The sequence below is a fragment of the Kribbella voronezhensis genome (genome assembly GCF_004365175.1).
GTDB classification, from domain to species: Bacteria; Actinomycetota; Actinomycetes; order Propionibacteriales; family Kribbellaceae; genus Kribbella; species Kribbella voronezhensis.
On sequence record NZ_SOCE01000001.1, the window covers coordinates 5,078,500 to 5,099,774 of the forward strand.

Below are 21,275 nucleotides of genomic sequence, written 5' to 3' on the forward strand. Positions count from 1 at the left end.
GCCGTGCGCGAACTGGTTGTGCTGGGCACCGGCAGTCAGGTGCCGTCGCGAGAACGCAGCCAGAACGGCTACTTCCTGCGCTGGGATTCCGAGGGTTTTCTCTTTGATCCGGGCGAGGGGACACAACGGCAGATGCTGTACGCCGGTGTGCCGGCCGGCGCGATCACCCGGCTCTGCGTCACGCACTTCCACGGCGACCACTGCCTCGGCGTACCGGGCATCGTGCAGCGTCTGTCGCTCGACGGCGTGGAGCATCCGGTGCACGCGCACTATCCGGCTTCCGGCCAGGAGTACTTCACCAGACTCCGGTACGCCGCGTCGTTCTTCGAGCGGGCGGAACTGCGGGAGGAGCCGATCGACGAGGAAGGCCTGCTGTCGGTCGGCTCGTTCGGGCAGCTCTGGGTGCGGCGGCTGGAACACCCGATCGAGTCGTTCGGCTACCAGTTGGTCGAACCGGACGGGCGGCGGATGCTGCCGGACCAACTCGCTCGGTACGGAGTCGCAGGACCCGCGGTCGGACGGCTCCAGCGGGCGGGCTCGATCGAGGTCGACGGGCGCACGGTGACGGTGGAGCAGGTGAGCGAACCGCGCCCTGGGCAACGATTCGCCTTCGTGATGGACACCCGGTTGTGCGAGGGAGTCTTCCGCCTCGCCGATGGTGCCGACCTCCTCGTGATCGAGTCGACCTATCTGTCGTCCGAACGTGAGCTGGCCACCAGTTTCGGCCACCTCACCGCTCGCCAGGCGGCGCGAGTGGCGCAGGAGTGCGGGGTGCGCAAACTCGTCCTCACCCACTTCTCCCAGCGCTACACCGAACCAGAACGCTTCCACGAGGAAGCCGCCACCGAATTCACCGGCGAAATAGTCGTCGCCGCCGACCTCACCCGAGTCCCCTTCCCCTCCCGCCGCTGACACCACCCTCCCGCGCTCTGCTCCCGCGCTCTGCGCGCTCCCGCGCTCTGCGCGCTCTGCGCGCTCCCGCGCTCTGCGCGCTCCCGCGCTCTGCGCGCTCCCGCGCTCTGCGCGCTCCCGCGCTCTGCGCGCTCCCGCGCTCTGCGCGCTCTGCGCGCTCCCGCGCTCTGCGCGCTCCCGCGCTCTGCGCGCTCTGCGCGCTCCCGCGCTCTGCGCGCTCTGCGCGCTCCCGCGCTCTGCGCGCTCCCGCGCTCTCGCCGCGCTTCAGCGCTCTGCGCCCAGCGCTTTTCCTTCCGACTTCCCCCGCCGTAGGCGGGGGTTTTGCTGACCGGTCATACAACTGTGATCTCAGTGATGGAAAGTAGTCGTAGGATTTCCCTGTGTCACTGACGTTTCCGGCATCGTTTGCCGACGGCAATGAGTTTCCGGCCTCGCTGGACGAGTCGACCCGGGTCGCTCTCGAGGTGGCCGCGGTGCAGCACGCGTTCGAGGACGGGATGCTGACCGACGCCTGGCAACTGGCCTGGTCGATGGAGCCGCGGCTGGTCGAGACCGGCCGCTGGCAGGAGGTGCTGGTGACCCAGAAGGTCGCGCTGACGGCCGCGCTCCGGCTCGGCGACCGACTCCTGGAAGGGCAGGCCCGCCTCGCGCTCGGCCGGGCCTGCCTGGAGGTCGGCGACCACCGCCGCGCCGGCCACCACCTTGCCGAGGGCACGAGCATCCTGCGCACCCTCGGCGTCCCGCTCGACTGATCAGCGCAACGACCGGAAGAACTCCCGGATGTCCGCGGTCAGCAGTTCCGGCTCCTCCAGCGCGGCGAAGTGACCGCCCCGGTCGACGTCCGTCCAGCGAGTGATGGTGTTCTCCCGCTCGGCGTACCGGCGGATGCCGACGTCGTGGGCGAAGACGAGTACCCCGGTCGGCACGCCCGAGTTCTCCTTGGTGGCGCCCCACGGTTGCTGCTGCGCATACCCGACGTACGCCGCCGAGCCCGCCGTACCGGTCAGCCAGTAGATCATCACGTTCGTCAGCAGCCGGTCCCGGTCGATGATTGCGTCCGGCAACGTTGTCCGCGGATGCGTCCACTCGCGGAACTTGTCCATGATCCAGGCGAGTTGCCCGACCGGCGAGTCGACCAGTGCGTAGCCGAGTGTCTGCGGCCGGGTCGACTGGATCGCGATGTAGCCGAACTCCTCCCGCATGAACGCGTCGATCCGGGCCAGCCGGTCCTGCTCGAGGTCGGTCAGGGTCGCGCGCTCCTCGGCCGGCAGGTTCATCGGCGGCAGTCCAGGGCTGCCGTTCACGTGCACGCCGACGACCCGCTCGCGATCGGCTCTCCCGACCTCGGGTGAGACGGCAGCGCCGATGTCACCACCCTGTACGCCGTACCGCTGGTAACCGAGTCGATTCATCAGCTCAGCCCAGGTCCGGGCGACCCGGTTCGTCGACCAGCCGGACTCCTGTACCGGGCCGGAGAAGCCGAACCCGGGCAGTGACGGGATCACCAAGTGGAACGCGTCCGCCGCGTCGCCGCCGTACGCGACCGGATCGGTCAGCGGGCCGATCACGTCCAGGAATTCGGCGATGGATCCGGGCCAGCCGTGGGTGAGCAGCAGCGGCAGCGCGTCCGCCTCGGCCGACCGCACGTGCAGGAAGTGGATCTGCTGTCCGTCGATCACGGTCGTGTACTGCGGATAGTCGTTCAGTTGCTTCTCGATAGCGCGCCAGTCGTACTCGTCGCGCCAGTAGTCCACCAGGCCGCTCAACCAGGAAACCGGAACACCGGAGTCCCAGTCGTCACCGGGCAACGGAGCAGGCAGCCGCGTCTGCGTCAGCCGCCCCTTGAGGTCGTCCAGCGTGCTCTGCGGAATGTCGATGCTGAAGGGCTTGAGCTCGTTCGTCGTCATGTCATCGACTCTGTCACCCGGTTAGGACACCTTCTGTCCTAGCTTTCTGCGAGACTAGATTTCATGCTGGAGACTTCCGCAAGGCTGCTCAGACTCCTCTCCCTGCTGCAGTCCCCGCGGGACTGGAGCGGCGCCGACTTGGCCGGCGACCGCGACAGTCCGTACGACGGAGCCGCACCGCCTGGTGCACACCGGGCGACGTTGGTATCTCGTGGCCTGGGACGTGGAGCGGGAGGACTGGCGAACCTTCCGGCTGGACCGGATGGAACCGCGGATCCCCACCGGTCCACGGTTCCAGCCGCGCGAGGTCCCGGAAGTCGACCGGACCATGCGAGGCGTCGCCAATGGCGGGTATCGCTACCGAGCCCGATTCCTGCTGCAGGCTCCGGCCGAGCAGATCGCCGACCGGATCCCGAGCACAGTCGGCGTCGTCGAAATGGTCGATTCCTCCACCTGTGTCCTCTCGGCCGGCTCGAACTCCCTGGACGAACTCCTCCTGTACGTCGGCCTGCTGGGCGTCGACTTCGTGATCCAGTCGCCCCCCGAGCTGATCGCCCACGTCCAGACCCTCACCACCCGGCTCGCCCGAGCCATCCCCTAGCCGTAGGCGGTCCCGAAGTCTGCCCGACATCGCCGGTCCTTGGATAAGGTGCGGTTGCATGAGCCGGGTCAGGACCAATTTCGCCGCCGGTGAGCTGCTGGTCGAGCTGCGGCGGGACTCGTCGGTGCCGTTGCATCAGCAGCTGGAAGGCGGCATCCGGGACCGGATCCGGCAGGGGCTGCTCCGGGCGGACGCGGTGCTGCCCGCGACCCGCGCGCTCGCCGCCGATCTCGGGCTGTCGCGCGGTGTGGTGGTCGAGGCCTATCAGCAACTGGTCGCCGAGGGGTATCTGGTCAGCAAGACCGGTGGATACACCCAGGTGGCGCCGGGCGCTGCGAGGATCCAGACGCAGCCGACGATCGCCGTGGAAAGCGGCGGAGCACCCAGGATCGACTTCAAGTACAGCAAGCCGGACGTCTCGCAGTTCCCGCGCGCCGCGTGGTTGCGGTCGATGCGCAAGGTGCTCAACGAGACCCCGCACCGGAGACTGGCCTACCTGGACGGCCGCGGTACCGCTGAGCTGCGCGAGGCCTTGGCCGACTACCTGAACCGGGTCCGCGGTACGTCGGCACGTCCGGAGAACATGCTGATCTGCAATGGCTTCGCGCAAGGCTCGCGCCTGCTGCTGCAGGTCCTGGTGGCCGCCGGCTATCGACGGCTGGCGGTCGAGGACCCGTCCGACAACGAGTTGCGCGACGTTGCGACGCAGGCCGGCCTGGAGACGGTCGGCGTACCGGTGTCGGAGACCGGCCTCGACGTGGAAGCCCTTGAGCGGTCGGGTGCGGACGTCGTACTGGTGACAGCGGCCCACCAGTTCCCGACCGGGGCGGTGGCGTCGGCGCAGACGCGGGCGGCCTTGATCGCCTGGGCCACCAAGCACGACGCCTTGGTCATCGAGGACGACTACGACGCGGAGTACCGGTACGACCGGGAGCCGATCGGCGCGATGCAGGGCCTGGCGCCGGAGTCGATCGTCTATGCCGGTACGGCGAGCAAGACCCTCGCGCCCGGGCTTCGGCTCGGGTGGCTGATCCTGCCCGACCGCCTGGTCGAGCCGATGTCGGTGGCCAAGGTGGCCGACGATCGCGGCTCGCCGGTGTTCGACCAGTTGACCTTCGCCGACTTCGTCGCGCGGGGCGAGTTCGACCGGCACCTGCGCCGGATGCGGCCGCGGTACCGCCGGCTGCGGGACACGCTGGTCGGCCGGCTCGCCGAGCGGGTGCCCGATCTGGTGCCGATCGGTGTGTCCGCCGGGCTGCACGTGATGACCTGGCTGCCGCCCGACCTCACCGAAGCCGCTGTGGCGAAGGCGGCCTTGGAGCGCGGCCTCGGCGTCTACGGCCTGGCGCCGTACTGGATGGAGCAGGCCGGACCCGAAGGGCTGGTCTTCGGCTACGGCAGCCTGACCGAGGGGGAAGTTGTCGAGGGCATCGACCTGCTCGCCGACGCCATCGACTCGCTGCGGTCGTAGTTCGCGGACCTGCTCACTCGTAGTCGGTCGAGGTGGTCAGCTGCGCCCACTCGGCGGCTTCGGCGGCGCGGGATCGCGAAGCGCGGTCGGCATGCTCGAGCGCGTCCTTGCCCAGCAGTAGACGCAGGGGAGGATTGTCGAGCCCGACGATCTCGAGAACGGCCTGGGCCGCCTTGGCCGGATCGCCTGGCTGCTTGCCGTCCGCAGCGACCCGGTAGCGGTGCAGTTCGCCGACCGTGGAGTCGTAGTCCTCGCGGACTTCGGCGAGCGCCATGGACGAGCCACCCCAATCGGTGCGGAACGCTCCCGGCTCGATGATTGTCACTTTCACCCCGAACGGCCGGACCTCGTTCGCGAGCACCTCGGAGAAGCCCTCGACGGCGAACTTGGCGGTCTGGTAGGCGCCCATCCCCGGCGTCCCGCCGACGCGGCCGCCGATCGACGAGAACTGCAGGAAGTGTCCGCCGCGCTGAGTCCGGAAGACCGGCAGCGCCGCCTTGGTCACGTTCACGACGCCGAACAAATTGGTCTCCACCTGAGCCCGGAAGTCGGCCTCGTCGGTGTCTTCGATCGGCGCACTGTTCGCGTAGCCGGCGTTGTTGGCCACGACGTCGAGCCCGCCGAACTCGTCGAGTGCAGTCTGTACGGCGGCGCGCGCGGCCGCCGCGTCGGTGACGTCGAGTGCCACCGCGCGGATCGCGTCGCCGTACTTGTGGACCAGGTCGTCGAGCTGCTCGGGTTTGCGGGCGGTGGCGACCACCCGATCCCCGGCGGCCAGCACGGCCTGGGTGAGTTCGCGGCCGAGGCCGCGGGAGCTTCCGGTGACGAGCCAGGTCCTGGTCATGATCTCCTACCTATGTAACCGACTGGTTGGTTATCTCCAGGAAACACCCTGCACCGCCAGAAATCAACCGACTGGTTGGTTGGGTAGACTCGGGGTATGCAGCGCAATGCCGATCGGACCAGAAGCCGGATCCTCGAAGCCGCCACCGACGAGTTCGCCGCGCTCGGCATCGCCGGGGCCCGGGTGAACCGGATCGCCGAGGTCGCCGGGTGCAACAAGGCGATGCTGTACGCGTACTACGGCAACAAGGATCAGCTCTTCGACGCGGTCTTCACGGCGTACGTCGAGGCGTATCTGGACCAGGTCGGCTTCGACGCGGACGACCTGCCGGCGTACGCCGGGCGCGTGTTCGACTACTTCGAGGAGCACCCGCACCACCTGCGGCTGGCGGTCTGGTACCGGTTGGAGCGGCCGGAGAGCACGCGACTGGAAGCGGTAGTGGCGGTGAACGCGAGCCGGCTGGCCGAATTGGAGAAGGCTCGGCGGGCGGGGCGGGTCCGTTCGGACTTCAAGCCGGTGGAACTGCTGTCGCTGGTGCAGTCGATCGCCACCAGCTGGTCGTCGATGAATCCTGAATTCTCCGCCGCGGCGCCGGTTTCGCGCGTGCGCCGACGGCGTGCGGTGGTGGCGGCGGTGGCGAAGCTGCTCGATCGGTGAGAGCCGGGACACACCGGATTCTCAGCTGATTCCTCGGTTGGCCCGATGGAGTTCTCAGTTTGCCGAGGTCTACTCGGTTGCAGACGGGATGGGCTGAGGAGGCAACGGGATGAACGGCAACGAGGAACAGCAGCAACCGGCTGACGGGCAGCAGCCGCAGTACTACGGACCGCAGCACGGGCAGCCGCAGGACGGTCCGCAGCCGGGGCAGCCGCAGTACCGGAAGCCGCCGAGTGGGCCGCAGAACGGTCCGCAGTACGGGCAGCCGCAGTACGGGCAGCAGGGGTACTACGGGCCGCAGTACGGGCAGGCGCCGTTTGGGTACGGGCCGCAGGGGCCGGGGAATCCTCAGTATCAGCAGGGATACGGGCAGCCGTGGGGGTATCACCCGATGCCGCCGGCGCCCAAGCGGCGCAAGCGGTTGCCGGCGCTGATCGGGGTGCTCAGCCTCGCCACCGCGACCGTGATCGGATCGGTTGCCTGGGGCATCGATCAGCACACGGACGGCATCACCTCCAGTCTCTCCTCGTCGATGGATGCCTCCGCCGTGGCGGCGAAGGTGTCACCAGGGCTGGTAGATGTGAACACGGTGCTCGGGTACGAGGGTGCTCGCGCCGCCGGCACCGGGATCGTGCTGACGTCCGACGGGGAGATCCTCACCAATCACCACGTGATCGAGGGCGCCACCAAGATCACCGTGACCGATATCGGGAACGGCAAGACGTACGAGGCCGCCGTGGTCGGGTACGACGACGCACACGACATCGCCGTGCTCAAGCTGAAGGGCGCCTCCGGGCTCGAGGTCGCCAAGACCGGCGACTCGTCCAAGGTGGCGCTGGGTGATCAGGTGGTCGGGATCGGCAACGCGGGCGGAGTCGGCGGTACGCCGAGCTACGCGGCCGGCAAGGTCACCGGGCTGAACCAGGCGATCACCGCGACCGACGAGTCCGGCTCCGACCCGGAGAACCTGACCGGCCTGATCCAGACCGACGCGAACATCCAGGCCGGCGACTCGGGCGGTCCGCTGGCGAACTCCAAGGGCGAGGTGATCGGCGTCGACACCGCGGGCGGCAGTGGCAACGGCGGCAGCGGCGGCCCCGGCCAGACGGCGTACGGCGACGGCTCCGGTAACGGCAGTGGCTCAGGTGACGGTCCCGGGTTCGGCTCGGGCGGCTTCGGCAGCGGCGAGGGCAACGGCCAGGGCTTCGGGAACGAAGGCGACGGCCAGGGCTTCGGAAACGATGGCAACGGCCAGGGCTTCGGAAACGGGCAAGGGCAGGGCAGTGGGCAGGGCAACGGGCAGGGGCAGCAGACCACCACGCAGGGCTATGCGATCCCGATCAACCAGGCGCTCGACATCGCCGAGCAGATCGAGTCGGGCAAGAGTTCGGCGGACGTGCACATCGGCGACTCGGCGATGCTCGGCATCTCGGTGCTGGCGAACCAGGGTGTCTCCGGCGCGATCGTCAACGACGTGGTCGCCGACGGCGCCGCGGCCAAGGCGGGGCTGAACGCCGGCGACGTGATCACCTCCTTCGACGGCAAGACGGTCGATTCGCCCGACGCACTCTCCACGCTCCTCAACCCGCACCACGCGGGCGACAAGGTCCCCGTGACCTGGCAGGACCAGTCCGGCGAATCCCACACCGCCACCATCACCCTGATGCCCGGCCCGGTCCGCTGACCACCGAACCCGTTCCCACAACTTCAGAGCCCCGGTCCGGAGCGCACCCCCTCCGCGCGCGGACCGGCCGACCGGGCTCGATTGCTCCTACCCCCTCGGGAGCATCGAGCCCGGCCTTTGTCGGGTGGGGTCAGTTGCCGAAACCCGTTCGCCAGGACGGATAGCGCGGGGACCAGCCGAGGTCGTGGCGGGCGTAACGGTTGTCGGCGCCGCGGGCCCAGCTTTGACGGTCGGCCGGGTCGACCTCCGTCACCGGAGCACCGATCGACGCGGCGAAAGCGGGGACCCACTCCGTTGCGGCGGCCGGTTCGTCGTCGACGATGTTGACCGGACCGGTCGGCCAGTCGAGAGCTTGTACTGCGGCCGCCGCGGCGTCCTCGACGTGGAGGAAGCTGCTGATATCGCGGCTCGGCACCAGATCGCCGCTGCGTACCAGGTCGTCCATCAAGGCGCCCTTGGCATACCAGGTCCCGGGCCCGTAGAGCATGCCGTACCGCAGTACGACCCACTCCGGCAGTTCGGTCACGGCCGCCTCCAACTGCGCGACGCCGCGGACGCTCACCAGCCGCGAACCGGTCGAGTCGAGATCGAGCGGCGTCTCTTCATCAGCAGGCTTCTCGCCTGGCTCGTAAGCCCACGAGATGCTCTGCGCGATGATCCGGGTCGCACCGGCGGCGAGTGCGGCGTCGACCAGGTTCCTCGTACCGCGTCGGCGGATGTCGGCGTTGGCCTGCAGATCGCGGCGGCCGAGATCGGTCAACTGGTGCATCACCACCGACGGCCGGGCTTCGGTCATCGCCCGGGTCAGCGCCCCGGCGTCGTACACGTCCGCGACGACCGCCTCGGCACCCTGTCGCCGCAGCGCCTCGGCATCGTCCGGGCGCCGCGTCAATCCGATCACCTGATGTCCGCTCTCGACCAGCAATGGCACCAGGGGCCGCCCGATCGCTCCGGTCGCACCGGCCAGAAAGATTCGCATGGACCCACGCTAGGTCGGCTCCGGCCCGCTCAACTGGTCCATTTCGCGGCGAATCCGCCGGGCCAGTTCGTCCAGTCGGTGAGCCCGGCCCAGTGCGCGGTGAACGGGCGTTTACTCTAGACCGAGGTAAACGCCTGTTCACTCCGCCCCGCCCGTGGCGACGAGCTGTGTCTGTGAGGACTCGAAGGTGACTGTTCGGCCCGGTGTTCACCCCCGGATGGTGCTGGCGGCGCTGGCGTCGTGTGGCGTGCTGGTCTCGGTGATGCAGACGATCGTGGTGCCGCTGCTGCCCGAGTTGCCCGCCCTCACCCACAGTCAGCCGGCGGATGTGAGCTGGCTGGTCACCGTCACGCTGCTGACCGGTGCCGTCTTCACTCCGCTGCTCGGCCGCGCGGGCGACATGTACGGCAAGCGCCGGGTGCTGCTCGTCGCGCTCTCGTCGATGGTCGTCGGCTCACTGCTCTGCGCCATCAGTTCCCACCTGCCGGTGCTCATCGTCGGCCGTGCGTTCCAGGGCGCGGCCGTGGCCGTGGTGCCGCTCGGAATCAGCATCCTGCGCGACGAACTGCCGCCGGCCCGGGTGATCCCGTCCATCGCGATCATGAGTTCGACCCTCGGCGTCGGCGCCGCGTTCGGGATTCCCGCGGCGACGCTGGTGGTCGAGTACGCGAACTGGCACACGATGTTCTGGATCTGCCTGGGCCTCGGCCTGCTCGACATCGCCGTGGTGCTCCTCATCGTCCCCGAGTCCAAGCTGCGCACGAGCGGGCGTTTCGACGTACTGGGTGCGTTCGGGTTGAGCGCGTTCCTGGTCTGCCTCTTGCTCGCGGTGTCGAAAGGCAGTGCGTGGGGATGGGCGTCGGCGAAGTCGCTCGGCCTGTTCGCCGGCGCGGCCGTGATCGCGGTCTGCTGGGTCTGGTACGAGTTGCGCGTCGCGGCGCCCCTGGTCGATCTCAGGGTGTCGGCGCGGCCGGCCGTGCTCTTCACGAACCTTGCTGCCCTGTTGATCGGGTTCGCCTTCTACGCGAACTCGCTCTCCACCGCGCAACTCGTCCAGGAGCCGACCTGGACCGGGTACGGGCTGGGTGCGTCGATCGTGGTCAGCGGACTCTGCTTGCTGCCGGGCGGTGTCGCCATGGTGCTGCTGTCGCCCGTATCCGCGCGAATCTCGGCCGCCCGCGGTCCGCGCTTCACCCTGGCCGTCGCGGCCGCGCTGATGGCGGTCGGGTACGTCGTGCGGTTGTTCACCAGTGGCAACCTGGTCGCGATCGTGGCCGGAGCCACCGTCGTCTCGGCCGGTACCGCGGTGGCGTATTCGGCTCTTCCCGCCCTGATCATGCATGCTGTCCCGGTGACCGAGACGGCCGCCGCGAACGGCCTCAACACACTGATGCGCACGATCGGCCAGGCAGTCTGCAGCGCGGTCGTGGTGACAGTGCTGACCAGCATGGCCGCCACCAAGGCGGGCCACACCGCGCCGACGCTGCGCGCCTACCTGACCGTCTTCGTGATCGCCGGGCTGGCCGCGCTCGCCGCCGTTGGTCTCACGTTGCTGATCCCGGCCCGCCGTACTGCGGCCAGCCGCGGGCCGGCGTTGGTCGAGGCGGGCGGTTCGTCGTGATCGACGCCGGCCGGACGGCGATCCTCCGGGCGGCCCGCAAAGCCTTCGCCCTCCAGCCGTACGCCGCGGTCACCTTGCGCGGGATCGCTGCCGACGCAGGAGTCAGCGCGTCGCTGATCGTCAAGCACTTCGGCGGCAAGGAGTCGTTGTTCGACCGGGTCGCCGACTTCAGCGACGCGGCCGAATTGTTGCTCAAGGCCCCTGATTCTGAGCTCGGCCGGCACGCCGTCCTGACGCTGGTGGACTGGCGCCGGGAGAACGGCTCGGACCTGCTGCTCCGGGTCGTCTTCGCGATCGGCCCCGGCGACGAACGCAAGCTGCTGCGCGAGCGGTTCCACGACCAGGTCGTCGAAGCCTTCGCGGCCCGGCTCACCGGTGACGACCGCGCTCTGCGGGCCGAACTGATCGTCGCCCACCTTCTCGGTCTGGGCGCGGCCATGGCCGTCGACAAGACCGGGCCGACCGCCGGAGCCGCGTCCGGTCAGCTCGCGGACCTCTACGGGCCGGCGGTCCAGGCGCTCGTCCACTGATCAGGCCATCTCAGGAAAACGGGCAACGATCTCAGTACTCGGGCAGTGATTCGGCATCGCGGTGTCTCGATCAGTAAGATGACGATCCAGGTCGAGAGGCGCTGCAACGGTCCCGGAGGGGTCCGCCACGCTCGGCCCGGGAGACAGACTGGAAGGGCGCCTCCGGAGTCAATCTGGAGGTGGCGGAGTGAGTACGCCGGTAATCGGACGTCAGACCGAGCTGAGAGCACTGCTGGACCAACGGGTCGCAGTCCTCGACGGCGCCTGGGGCACCATGCTGCAGGGGGCGAAGCTGACCCCGGAGGACTACAAGGGCGACCGGTTCCTCGACCACAGCCATGACGTCACCGGTGACCCCGACCTGCTGAACCTGATGCGGCCGGACGTGATCCTGGACGTCCATCGGCAGTACCTGAACGCCGGCGCCGACATCACCACCACGAACACCTTCACCGCGACCAGCATCGGGCAGGCCGACTACGGCCTGCAGTCCCTGGTGCGCGAGATGAACATCGAAGGCGCCCGGCTTGCCCGGCAGGCCGCCGACGAGTTCGGCGGCCGGTTCGTGGCCGGCTCGATCGGCCCGCTGAACGTCACGTTGTCGCTGTCCCCGCGGGTCGAGGACCCGGCGTACCGGGCGGTGTCGTTCGAGCAGGTCCGCGACGCGTACGCCGAGCAGATCTCCGCGCTCGCCGAGGGCGGCGTCGATCTGCTGCTGGTGGAGACCATCTTCGACACGCTGAACGCGAAGGCCGCGATCGCCGCCGCCCGCGAGGTGGCGCCCGACCTGCCGCTGTGGATCTCGGTCACCATCGTCGACCTGTCCGGCCGGACCCTGTCCGGGCAGACCGTCGAGGCGTTCTGGAGTTCGATCGAGCACGCCAAGCCGCTGGTCGTCGGGGTGAACTGCTCGCTCGGCGCGGCCGAGATGCGTCCGCACGTCGCCGACCTGTCCCGGTTCGCCGACACCTACGTCGCCTCGCACCCGAACGCCGGCCTGCCGAACGCCTTCGGCGGGTACGACGAGACGCCGGAGCAGACCGCCGGCATGCTCAGCGAGTTCGCCGAGTCCGGGCTGGTCAACATCGTCGGCGGCTGCTGCGGTACGACGCCGGCCCACATCGCGCAGATCGCCAAGGCGGTCGAGGGCACCAAGCCGCGCGCCGTCGTCGAGCCCGACCACACCACAAGGTTCAGCGGGCTGGAGCCGTTCTCGATCGGCCCGGACATGGGCTTCGTGATGATCGGCGAGCGGACCAACGTGACCGGTTCGGCGAAGTTCCGCCGGCTGATCGAGTCCGGTAACCACCAGGCGGCGGTCGACGTCGCGCTGGAGCAGGTCCGCGGCGGCGCCAACCTGCTCGACGTCAACATGGACGCCGACCTGCTCGACAGCGTCGAGGCGATGACCACGTTCCTGAACCTGATCGCGACCGAGCCCGAGGTGGCCCGGCTCCCGATCATGATCGACAGCTCGCGCTGGAGCGTGCTCGAGGCCGGCCTGAAATGCGTGCAGGGCAAGGGCGTGGTCAACTCGATCAGCCTGAAGGAGGGCGAGGAGCAGTTCCTCGAGTACGCCCACCGGATCCGCGACTACGGCGCCGGCGTGGTGGTGATGGCCTTCGACGAGCAGGGCCAGGCAGACACCGTCGAGCGCAAGGTCGAGATCTGCGGTCGTGCGTACGACCTGCTCACCCAGCAGGTCGGCTTCCCGGCCGAGGACATCATCTTCGACCCGAACGTGCTCGCGGTCGCCACCGGCATGTCCGAGCACAACGGGTACGCGAAGGCGTTCATCGAGGCGCTGCCGCTGATCAAGGAGCGCTGTCCGGGCGTCCACCTCAGCGGTGGTATCTCCAACCTGTCCTTCTCGTTCCGCGGCAACGACATCGTCCGCGAGGCCATGCACTCGTCGTTCCTGTACCACGCCGGCAAGGTCGGCCTGGACATGGGAATCGTCAACGCCGGTCAGCTGGCCGTCTACCAGGACATCCCGGCCGACCTGCTGGAACTCGTCGAGGACGTGATCTTCGACCGCCGCGACGACGCCACCGACCGGCTGGTCAGCTTCGCCGAGAACGTCAAGGGCAAGGGCACCCAGCGTGAGGTCGACCTGTCCTGGCGCGAGGCGCCGGTCGAGGAGCGGCTGTCGCACGCACTCGTGCACGGCATCGTGGACTTCATCGAGGAGGACACCGAAGAGGCCCGGCTGACCCGGAAGCGGCCGCTCGAGGTGATCGAGGGTCCGTTGATGGACGGCATGAAGATCGTCGGCGACCTGTTCGGCGCCGGCAAGATGTTCCTGCCGCAGGTGGTCAAGAGCGCCCGGGTGATGAAGCGTTCGGTCGCCTACCTCGAGCCGTTCATGGAGGCCGAGAAGGAGCTGGCCCGGCAGGAGGGTCGCGCGGAAGCCGTGCGCGGCCAGGGCAAGGTCGTGCTCGCGACCGTCAAGGGCGATGTGCACGACATCGGCAAGAACATCGTCGGTGTGGTGCTCGGCTGCAACAACTACGAGGTCATCGACCTCGGCGTGATGGTGCCGGCGGCGAAGATCCTGGACACCGCCATCGCCGAGGGTGCGGACGTGGTCGGCCTGTCCGGGCTGATCACCCCGTCGCTGGACGAGATGGTCTCGGTGGCCGAGGAGATGCAGCGACGCGGGCTCAAACTGCCTTTGCTGGTTGGCGGCGCGACGACTTCGAAGCAGCACACTGCCGTCCGCATCGCACCGGCGTACGAGAACACGACCGTGCATGTGCTGGACGCCTCCCGCGTGGTCGGTGTGGTGTCCGACCTGCTGGATGACGACCGTGCCCAGGAGCTTGCCGTCAGCAACCGTGCTGTCCAGGAAACCCTTCGCGAGCAGCACGCGAACAAGCAGCGCAAGCCGATGCTCACCGTCGAGGAGGCGCGGGCGAACCGCGAGCAGGTCGAGCACGGCGAACTGCCGGTGCCGGCCTTCACCGGGCTCAGGGTGGTGGAGCCTGACCTGGAGACGCTGCGGGCGATGATCGACTGGCAGTTCCTCTTCCTGGCCTGGGAGTTGAAGGGCAAGTACCCGGCGATCCTGGACAACCCGGTCGCCAAAGAACTGTTCGACGACGCGAACACGATGCTCGACCAGATCGTCAAGGACGGATCGTTCACCGCGAAGGGCGCCTACGGCTTCTGGCCGGCGCACAGCGAGGGCGACGACATCATCCTCGACGGCCTGGAGATCTCGTTCCCGATGCTGCGGCAGCAGACGCAGAAGCCGGAGGGGCGCGACAACCGCTGTCTCGCCGACTACATCGCCCCGGCCGGTGACCACCTCGGTGGGTTCGGGGTGGCGATCCACGGTGCGGAGGAACTGGCCAAGAAGTACGAGCAGGCGGGTGACGACTACCGGGCGATCATGGTGAAGGCGCTGGCGGACCGGCTCGCCGAAGCGTTCGCCGAGTGGATCCACCTCGAGGCACGGAAGGCCTGGTTCGAGCCGGACGCGGAGCCGCTGCTGGAGGATCTGCACGCGGAACGGTTCCGTGGGATCCGGCCGGCGCTGGGCTACCCGGCCAGCCCCGACCACAGCGAGAAGAAGGAACTCTTCGACCTGCTCGAGGCGGACAAGCTCGGGCTCGGGCTGACCGAGTCGTTCGCGATGACCCCGGCTGCCGCCGTCAGCGGCCTGATCTTCGCCAGCCCGGCCGCCCGGTACTTCACCGTCGGCCGCCTCGGCAAGGACCAGATCGAGGACTACGCCAAGCGCCGCGGCATGCCGCTGGCCGAGATCGAACGCTGGCTCCGCCCGAACCTGGCCTACGACCCCGAGTAAAAGGCGGTGGGTGCCGGCCGGGCGCTGGACTTACAGTGACGGGATGAGCGTCACCCTTCGTCCCGCCGAAGCCGGCGATGTCGATGCCGTCGCCTCCATCTGGTACGCCGGATGGGGCGACGGCCATCTCGGCAACGTTCCCGACGAACTCGTCGCGGTCCGGACCGAGAAGTCCTTCTGGGACAGGGTTCCGGACCGGATCGCCGACACCACGGTCGCCGTCGCCGGCGGCGAGGTGGCCGGCTTCGTGATGGTGCTGGCCGATGAGGTCGAACAGGTGTATGTCTCCGGCAACCACCGTGGCTCCGGAGTCGCCGGCGCCCTGATCGCCGAAGCCGAACGCCAGGTCAAGGATGCCGGGTACGACGAAGCCTGGCTGGCCGTCGCCACCGGGAACGCCCGCGCTCGCCGCTTCTACGAGCGCAGCGGCTGGCACGACACCGGTGCCTTCGACTATCCGGCGAGCACCGAGACCGGCTCCATCCCGGTGCCCTGCCACCGGTACACGAAGAAGGTCTGATGTTCCTGGAGCGCGAGCCTTTGGTGGCGTCGCTACGGGAGATCCGGCCCGGGGCGATGGTCTTCGTCGCGGGCGAGGCAGGGATCGGCAAGACCTCACTGGTCCGGGAGTTCTGCGCGACGCTGCCCACCGGGACGGTCGTGCGCTACGGCTTCTGCGATGCTCTCGGGACGCCACGGGCGCTCGGACCGTTGCACGACATCGCTCGCGCGAGCCCGAAGCTGGCCGGGTTGCTGACGGACGGCGCTGACCGGCACACCATCTTCACTGCCTTCCTCGAGCTTCTCAGTGATCCGCAGACCGTAGTGGTGGTGGAAGACGCGCACTGGGCCGACGAAGCCACCCTCGATCTGCTGCTGTTCGTCGGCCGCCGGATCAGCGAGCTTCCCGCGCTGGTCGTCGTCACCTACCGCTCCGAGGAGGTAGGCCGGGATCACACACTCCGCCGCGTCCTCGGCGACCTGGCAACAGCACCATCCGTACGCCGGTTGCAGGTGCCCGCGTTGACCTCGGAAGCAGTCGCTGCGCTGGCAACGCCACTTGGTCGCGACGGTGACGAAGTCTTCGCGGTGACCGGAGGCAACCCGTTCTTCGTCACCGAGGTGCTCAGCGCGCCAGGCGACGATCTGCCCGCAACCGTGCGGGACGCAGTACTGGCTCGGGCCGCACGGTTGGGTCCGGCGGCTCGGGCGGTGCTCGACGTGGTGTCCCTGGTTCCTGATCGGGCCGAGGTCGCGCTGGTTGACGCGGTCGGGCTGGAGGAGTGCATCCAGGCTGGAATGCTTCTGCTGGAAGGGCGATCCGTGCGGTTCCGGCACGAACTGGCGCGGCGAGCGGTGGAGTCCGACGTACCGGCTGTTCGGGTGCCGGTGCTGCACGGGCAGATTCTCGACTACCTGGCCGAGGCCGACGAGATCGACCCGGCGCGGTTGTCGTACCACGCAGAGGTGGCCGGGGACCGTGCTGCTGTGCTGGAACACGCGCCGGTCGCCGCCCGACGAGCGGCCGAGCTCGGGGCGCATCGGCAGGCCGCGGCGCACTATGCCAGGGCAGTCCGGCACGCAGACAATGCCCAGATCGCTGTCCAGGCAGAGCTTTGGGAACGTCACGGCGAATCGGCCGATGACAGTGGCGATCTTGCCGAGGGCATCCGATCCTCGCAGCGGGCCACCGAACTATGGCAACAGGTGGGCGAGGTGGAGCGACAAGGCGCAACGATGGCGCGCTGCTCCCACATGCTCTGGAAGACCGGGAGGAACGCGGAAGCGCATGCGCTGGCAAGGCAAGCGGTCGCTCTCCTGGCGGACCGGCCGCCAAGTCCCGCTCTTGCTCAGGCTCAGGCCGCGATGGCCAGGTTGTTGATGCTCGGTCGCGACATGCGCGGCGCGATCGTGCTCGGCACGACCGCGGTCGAGTACGCGCGGCAGTTCGGCGATCTCCGCACGCTCGGCCGGGCTCTCAACTCGGTGGGAAGTGCGCACTGGCTGATGGATCCCGTCCGAGCGGTCGAGTTGCTGGAGGCGAGCCTCGCAACCGCCGGTGAAGTAGGAGACGATGCCGGCGCGGCGCAGGCGATGATGAATCTCGGCTCCGGCGCGGGCGAGATCCGGCGGTACGCGTTGGCCGATCGCTGGTTGGCCGAGGCGGCCTCGTGGTGTGCCGCGCGGGACCTGGACTCCTCGTTGAGCTACGCGCTGGCCTGGCAGTCCCGGTCCAGGTTCGAACAGGGGCAGTGGTCCGAGGCCACTGCTCTGGCCGGCCAGGTCGTCACGAAGTATCCGCAGCACGTTCCTTCGCAGATCGTGGTCAACACCGTGCTCGGGAGGCTCCGCGCCCGTCGTGGTGATCCAGATCCGGAGGGCCCGCTGTCGCGGGCTTGGGAGCTGGCCGTGCGGACAGGTGACTTGCAGCGTCTCTGGCCGGCCGCTGCCGCTCGTGCCGAACATGCTTGGCTACAAGGCCGGATCGACGCTGTGGAAGGCCTGGTGGCCGAGACCTACGAGCATTCGCTGGAGCTGGAGCACCCGTGGGCGGTCGGTGAGCTCGGCTCGTGGCTGCGCACAGCGGGCGTGACAGTCGAGCTGCCGGGGTATGTCGCCGAGCCGTACAAGACAGGGGACGGCTGGCGTGAGCTCGGCTGCACGTACGAAGCCGCGCTGGCATTGACGGAGAAGGCCGACCCCGAGCAGCAGATCGCGGGGCTTCAGGAGTTGCAGCAGTTGGGTGCGTGGCCTGCTGCCGAGCTGGTGGCTCGCCGGTTGCGACAGAGCGGCGTACAAGGGTTGCCGCGTCGGCCGCGGGGGAGCAGCCGGGAGAATCCTGCCAATCTCACCGCGCGAGAGACCGAGGTACTGGCCTTGCTGGCCGAGGACCTGACGAATGCGGAGATCGGTCAACGGCTGCACATCTCGCCGAAGACGGTCGATCATCACGTGTCGTCGATTCTCGGCAAACTCGGCGTGGCCACCCGGCAGGAGGCCGCCCGAAGATGGGGAGCCGACGGCCGAAGATAGGGAGCCGTTCCCCATGGTTGCGCGGCCGCGGTTCGGCAGAGTCGGGGACAGAAGGCGACGGACGCCTTCGCTCGATGAAAGGAACGACCCGCAATGACTCGCTATCTGGTCGAACGCAACTTCGCCGAGGGGCTGGAGATCCCGACCGACGACCGCGGCGCCAAGGCGTGCCTGAACGTCGTCGACGGCAACGCGCAGCACGGCGTCACCTGGGTGCACTCCTACGTCTCGCCGGACCACTCGACGACGTACTGCGTCTACGACGGCCCGAACCCGGAGGCGATCCGGCAGGCCGCCGAGACCAACGGTCTCCCGGTCACCAAGATCACCGAGGTCCGGGTCCTCGACCCGTACTTCTACCACTGATCGAACAGCCCGGCCGGGCGGCCGAGGGGGTTCTGCCCGGTCGGTGGTGACGAGGCGGGGGAATCCTCCGCTGTCGGCCCCATGCTCTGCTCTGTCGCCGCGAAGCGGCGATGACGCGATGAGGTGTGGTGTCAGCGCTGGGTGACCGGCTGCGGAGGATTCCCCCCGAGTTGGGACCGGCTTCATCAGGATCGCCCGGATGCGGGGTTAGTTTGCTTCTGCAAGCATCACCCGTCCTTGGAGAGGTCATCATGTTCAACCGTTCCTGGCGCCGGCCGTCGCGCCGGCTGCTGCTCACCGGTGTCGCCGCCGTTGCCGCTGCCTCCGTCGTCGGCGGCGTCGCGTACTCGGCCGGCGTCGCCGCCCAGCAGCCGGCGATCCAGACGTCCACGCCGCGGTCCGAGCACCAGATCACCAACATCGACGTACTGCGGCAGCAGATCCGCAACTACTACGGTGACCCGCTCGGCACCGGCACCTTCGCGGCGGACAGCAACTACGCCAAGGAAGCCACCTCGGTCGCGGCCGCGGGCAAGCGCTGGTTGTCGGCGCACCACCACACCCGGGCCACCAAGGCGATCCTGCTCGACGTCGACGACACCTCGCTGGCCACCTGGAACTACGAGATCGCCAGCAACTGGGCGTTCAACCCGGTCACCAACGGCACCTTCGTCACCGAGCAGCGGTTCCCGGCCGTGCCGGGCATGGTCGACCTGGTGAAGACGGCCGAGCGCGAGGGCTACGCGATCTTCTTCCTGACCGGGCGTGGCGCCGCCCAGGAGCAGGCGACGCTGGGCAACCTCACCGCGGACGGGATCGGCGTCGACGCCGGCTACCCGAAGCCGACCACCCTGCGCGACGGCGAGGACGGCCTGTTCACCAAGCCGGCGCTCGCCGACTACCCGGCGTACCTGAAGACGGCCTGCGCGAGCGACCCGAACGGCGCCTGCACGACGATCCACTACAAGTCGGCCACCCGCGCGCACATCGAGTCGCTCGGTTACGACATCGTCGCCAACTTCGGCGACCAGTACAGCGACCTCAAGGGCGGTTTCGCCGACCGCACCTTCAAGCTCCCGAACCCGAACTACTACCTGCCCTGATCGACCGCCGGTACGCCGGGAGCGCGACCTGCTCCCGGCGTACCGCGGTGGGTCAGCGCGGCAGCAGGCCGGTCAGCAGAGCGTTGAGACTCTGCGTCATGGCCGGTTCGAACTCGATCCGCAGCGCGGCCAGCGACGGGTCGGCCTCGAACGCGGCGAGGATCGCTGGACCCGCGCACGCGTGACTCCAGATCGCGCCGGCCAGCAATGCCGCAGTACTGATGAACTGTCCGGCACCCTCCACACCGAGCTCCGGCAGAACGCCGACGACCACCTCGATCATCCGCTGGTACTGCGCGACTGTGGCGCGCTTGAACGCCAAGGCCATCTCGGTCGAGATGTTGTGCTCCAGTACTGCGGCCTGCGAGCTGATCAAGTCGCAGAACACCGGCCGCGCCTCGAGAGTCCGTACGACGGCCGCCGTCACCTGATGCCCCCGGTCCACGGCCGGTGTCGCCGGATCCACTGTGCTCAGTGCGTCCGCGAGATCCTGCACCCACGCCTGGGTTTCGGTGTTCACCAGCTCGAGCAGGACGGCTTCGCGGGACTCGAAGTAGTTCAGCACGTTCGACTTCGCCAGTCCGACCCGGCGGCTCAGCTCGTTCAGGCTGAGCTGGGCGACCGGCATCTCGGTCAGCATCGCTTCGGCGGTGGCCAGGATCGTCCCTCGCCGTACCGCGCGCTGCTCCTCGCTCCGGGCCCGCTGAAACGTCATACCGCCATCTTACAGACCGATGGTCTCTTGCCATCAGACCAGCGGTCTGATAGTTTCAGCCATAACAGACCGGCAGTCTTTTACCCGAGGAGCAGCTCATGTACGTCGTCCCCGACCAGACCGGCAAGCTCGCCGTCGTCACCGGCGCGAACAGTGGCACCGGCAAGGAGACGGCCAAGCGTCTCGCCGCGGCCGGCGCCAGGGTGGTGCTGGCCGTCCGGACCGTCGCGAAGGGCGAGGCCGCTCGCGACGAGATCCTCGCCGCGCACCCGGACGCCGCTCTCGAAGTCCGCCGGATCGACCTCGCCGACCTCGCGTCGGTCGAGGAGTTCGCCGCCGGCCTGGTCGCGGACGGCACTCCGCTCGACCTGCTCGTCAACAACGCCGGCGTGATGACCCCGCCGAGCCGGATGACGACCAAGGACGGTTTCGAGCTGCAGTTCGGCAGCAACTTCCTCGGCCCGTTCGCGCTGACGTTGCGGCTGCTGCCGCTCCTGCTCGCCGCGCCGGCGCCCCGGGTGGCCACGATGAGCAGCGGCGCGGCGAACGTCGGCCGGATCCGGTTCGACGACCTGCAGTGGGAGCGCACCCGCTACCGGGCGATCGGCACCTACGCCCAGTCCAAGCTCGCAGACCTCATGTTCAGCCACCAGCTCGCGGCGATCGCGGCCGAGCGCGGCTGGAATCTGCTCAGCGTGGCCGCTCATCCCGGCTACACCCGCACCAACCTCCAGACAGCGGGTGCGAGCCTCGGCCGCGACAAGCTGCCCTGGTACCACTCGTTCCTCGAGCGCCACAACCCGCTCCCGTCGCAGGACGTCGAGGTCGGTGCCGAGCCGCTGCTGTTCGCCGCCACCAGCCCGGACATCCCAGCCGGTGCGTACTACGGACCGAACGGCCTCTTCGGCCTCGTCGGCCCGACGAAGAAGGTGAAGGCCCCGAGCCGCTCCCTCGATGTCCAGGCCAACGCGCGACTGTGGCTCGAAGCCGAACGCCTCACCGGCGTCAAGCTGCCGGCCTCGACGGCTGTCTAGCCGGAAC

General features: G+C 68.8%; 17 protein-coding genes and 1 pseudogene. 14 read left to right on the forward strand and 4 right to left on the reverse strand.

Annotated features, from left to right (window positions below):
- Positions 1–3: 3 nt before the first annotated feature.
- Positions 4–912, forward strand: coding sequence for a ribonuclease Z (locus tag EV138_RS23780; RefSeq protein WP_202866807.1), 909 nt, complete (start codon positions 4–6; stop codon positions 910–912).
- Between the two features lie 380 nt (positions 913–1,292).
- Positions 1,293–1,664 carry a hypothetical protein gene (locus tag EV138_RS23785; RefSeq protein ID WP_133981000.1) on the forward strand — a complete coding sequence of 124 codons (372 nt, stop codon included), beginning with the start codon at positions 1,293–1,295 and terminating at the stop codon, positions 1,662–1,664.
- Here EV138_RS23785 and EV138_RS23790 read toward each other — a convergent pair whose 3' ends face one another.
- Complete coding sequence (locus tag EV138_RS23790; protein ID WP_133981001.1) at positions 1,665–2,819, reverse strand: epoxide hydrolase family protein; 1,155 nt, start codon at positions 2,817–2,819, stop codon at positions 1,665–1,667.
- A gap of 148 nt (positions 2,820–2,967) precedes the next feature.
- Here EV138_RS23790 and EV138_RS23795 point away from each other — a divergent pair.
- Both EV138_RS23795 and pdxR read left to right on the forward strand, forming a co-directional pair.
- Positions 2,968–3,420, forward strand: a pseudogene (locus EV138_RS23795) (helix-turn-helix transcriptional regulator); the annotation flags it as partial.
- A gap of 58 nt (positions 3,421–3,478) precedes the next feature.
- A complete protein-coding gene (gene pdxR / locus EV138_RS23800; protein ID WP_133981003.1) occupies positions 3,479–4,891 on the forward strand; it encodes a MocR-like pyridoxine biosynthesis transcription factor PdxR in 1,413 nt (470 codons plus the stop codon).
- 13 nt (positions 4,892–4,904) lie between these two features.
- On the opposite strand, the gene EV138_RS23805 is transcribed toward pdxR, so the two are convergent.
- The gene (locus tag EV138_RS23805; RefSeq protein ID WP_133981004.1) at positions 4,905–5,735 is read right to left on the reverse strand and encodes an oxidoreductase; all 831 of its coding nucleotides are present in this window, start codon (positions 5,733–5,735) and stop codon (positions 4,905–4,907) included.
- 96 nt (positions 5,736–5,831) lie between these two features.
- On the opposite strand from EV138_RS23805, the gene EV138_RS23810 reads away from it, so the two are divergent.
- Both EV138_RS23810 and EV138_RS23815 read left to right on the forward strand, forming a co-directional pair.
- A complete protein-coding gene (locus EV138_RS23810; RefSeq protein ID WP_133981005.1) occupies positions 5,832–6,392 on the forward strand; it encodes a TetR family transcriptional regulator in 561 nt (186 codons plus the stop codon).
- Positions 6,393–6,501: 109 nt separating this feature from the next.
- A complete protein-coding gene (locus EV138_RS23815; RefSeq protein WP_202866808.1) occupies positions 6,502–8,076 on the forward strand; it encodes a trypsin-like peptidase domain-containing protein in 1,575 nt (524 codons plus the stop codon).
- Between the two features lie 130 nt (positions 8,077–8,206).
- Here the strand turns inward: EV138_RS23815 and EV138_RS23820 are convergent, their stop codons facing one another.
- Complete coding sequence (locus tag EV138_RS23820; RefSeq protein WP_133981007.1) at positions 8,207–9,055, reverse strand: NAD-dependent epimerase/dehydratase family protein; 849 nt, start codon at positions 9,053–9,055, stop codon at positions 8,207–8,209.
- 187 nt (positions 9,056–9,242) lie between these two features.
- Between EV138_RS23820 and EV138_RS23825 the strand changes: the two genes are divergently transcribed.
- The 7 genes from EV138_RS23825 (at position 9,243) to EV138_RS23855 (ending at position 19,519) form a co-directional block, all read left to right on the forward strand.
- Entirely contained in the window at positions 9,243–10,676 is a 1,434-nt protein-coding gene (locus EV138_RS23825) for an MFS transporter (protein ID WP_238158311.1), read from the forward strand.
- Positions 10,673–11,206 (forward strand): TetR/AcrR family transcriptional regulator, encoded by a 534-nt coding sequence (locus tag EV138_RS23830; protein ID WP_133981008.1) that lies wholly within the window; start codon positions 10,673–10,675, stop codon positions 11,204–11,206. Before EV138_RS23825 ends, EV138_RS23830 begins: the two co-directional genes overlap by 4 nt.
- 187 nt (positions 11,207–11,393) lie before the next feature.
- On the forward strand, positions 11,394–15,017 hold the full coding sequence (gene metH, locus EV138_RS23835; RefSeq protein ID WP_238158312.1) for a methionine synthase: 3,624 nt from the start codon (positions 11,394–11,396) through the stop codon (positions 15,015–15,017).
- A 43-nt stretch (positions 15,018–15,060) separates the two neighbouring features.
- Complete coding sequence (locus tag EV138_RS23840; RefSeq protein WP_133981009.1) at positions 15,061–15,537, forward strand: GNAT family N-acetyltransferase; 477 nt, start codon at positions 15,061–15,063, stop codon at positions 15,535–15,537.
- The gene (locus EV138_RS23845) at positions 15,537–18,050 is read left to right on the forward strand and encodes an ATP-binding protein (protein WP_133981010.1); all 2,514 of its coding nucleotides are present in this window, start codon (positions 15,537–15,539) and stop codon (positions 18,048–18,050) included. Before EV138_RS23840 ends, EV138_RS23845 begins: the two co-directional genes overlap by 1 nt.
- A 93-nt stretch (positions 18,051–18,143) precedes the next feature.
- The gene (locus EV138_RS23850) at positions 18,144–18,416 is read left to right on the forward strand and encodes a DUF4242 domain-containing protein (protein ID WP_112242548.1); all 273 of its coding nucleotides are present in this window, start codon (positions 18,144–18,146) and stop codon (positions 18,414–18,416) included.
- Positions 18,417–18,667: 251 nt separating this feature from the next.
- Positions 18,668–19,519: an HAD family acid phosphatase gene (locus EV138_RS23855; RefSeq protein WP_133981011.1), complete on the forward strand. Its 852-nt coding sequence runs from the start codon at positions 18,668–18,670 to the stop codon at positions 19,517–19,519.
- 52 nt (positions 19,520–19,571) lie between these two features.
- Here the strand turns inward: EV138_RS23855 and EV138_RS23860 are convergent, their stop codons facing one another.
- A complete protein-coding gene (locus EV138_RS23860; protein ID WP_133981012.1) occupies positions 19,572–20,234 on the reverse strand; it encodes a TetR/AcrR family transcriptional regulator in 663 nt (220 codons plus the stop codon).
- A gap of 98 nt (positions 20,235–20,332) precedes the next feature.
- On the opposite strand from EV138_RS23860, the gene EV138_RS23865 reads away from it, so the two are divergent.
- The gene (locus EV138_RS23865) at positions 20,333–21,268 is read left to right on the forward strand and encodes an SDR family oxidoreductase (protein ID WP_133981013.1); all 936 of its coding nucleotides are present in this window, start codon (positions 20,333–20,335) and stop codon (positions 21,266–21,268) included.
- The last annotated feature ends 7 nt before the right edge of the window (positions 21,269–21,275 follow it).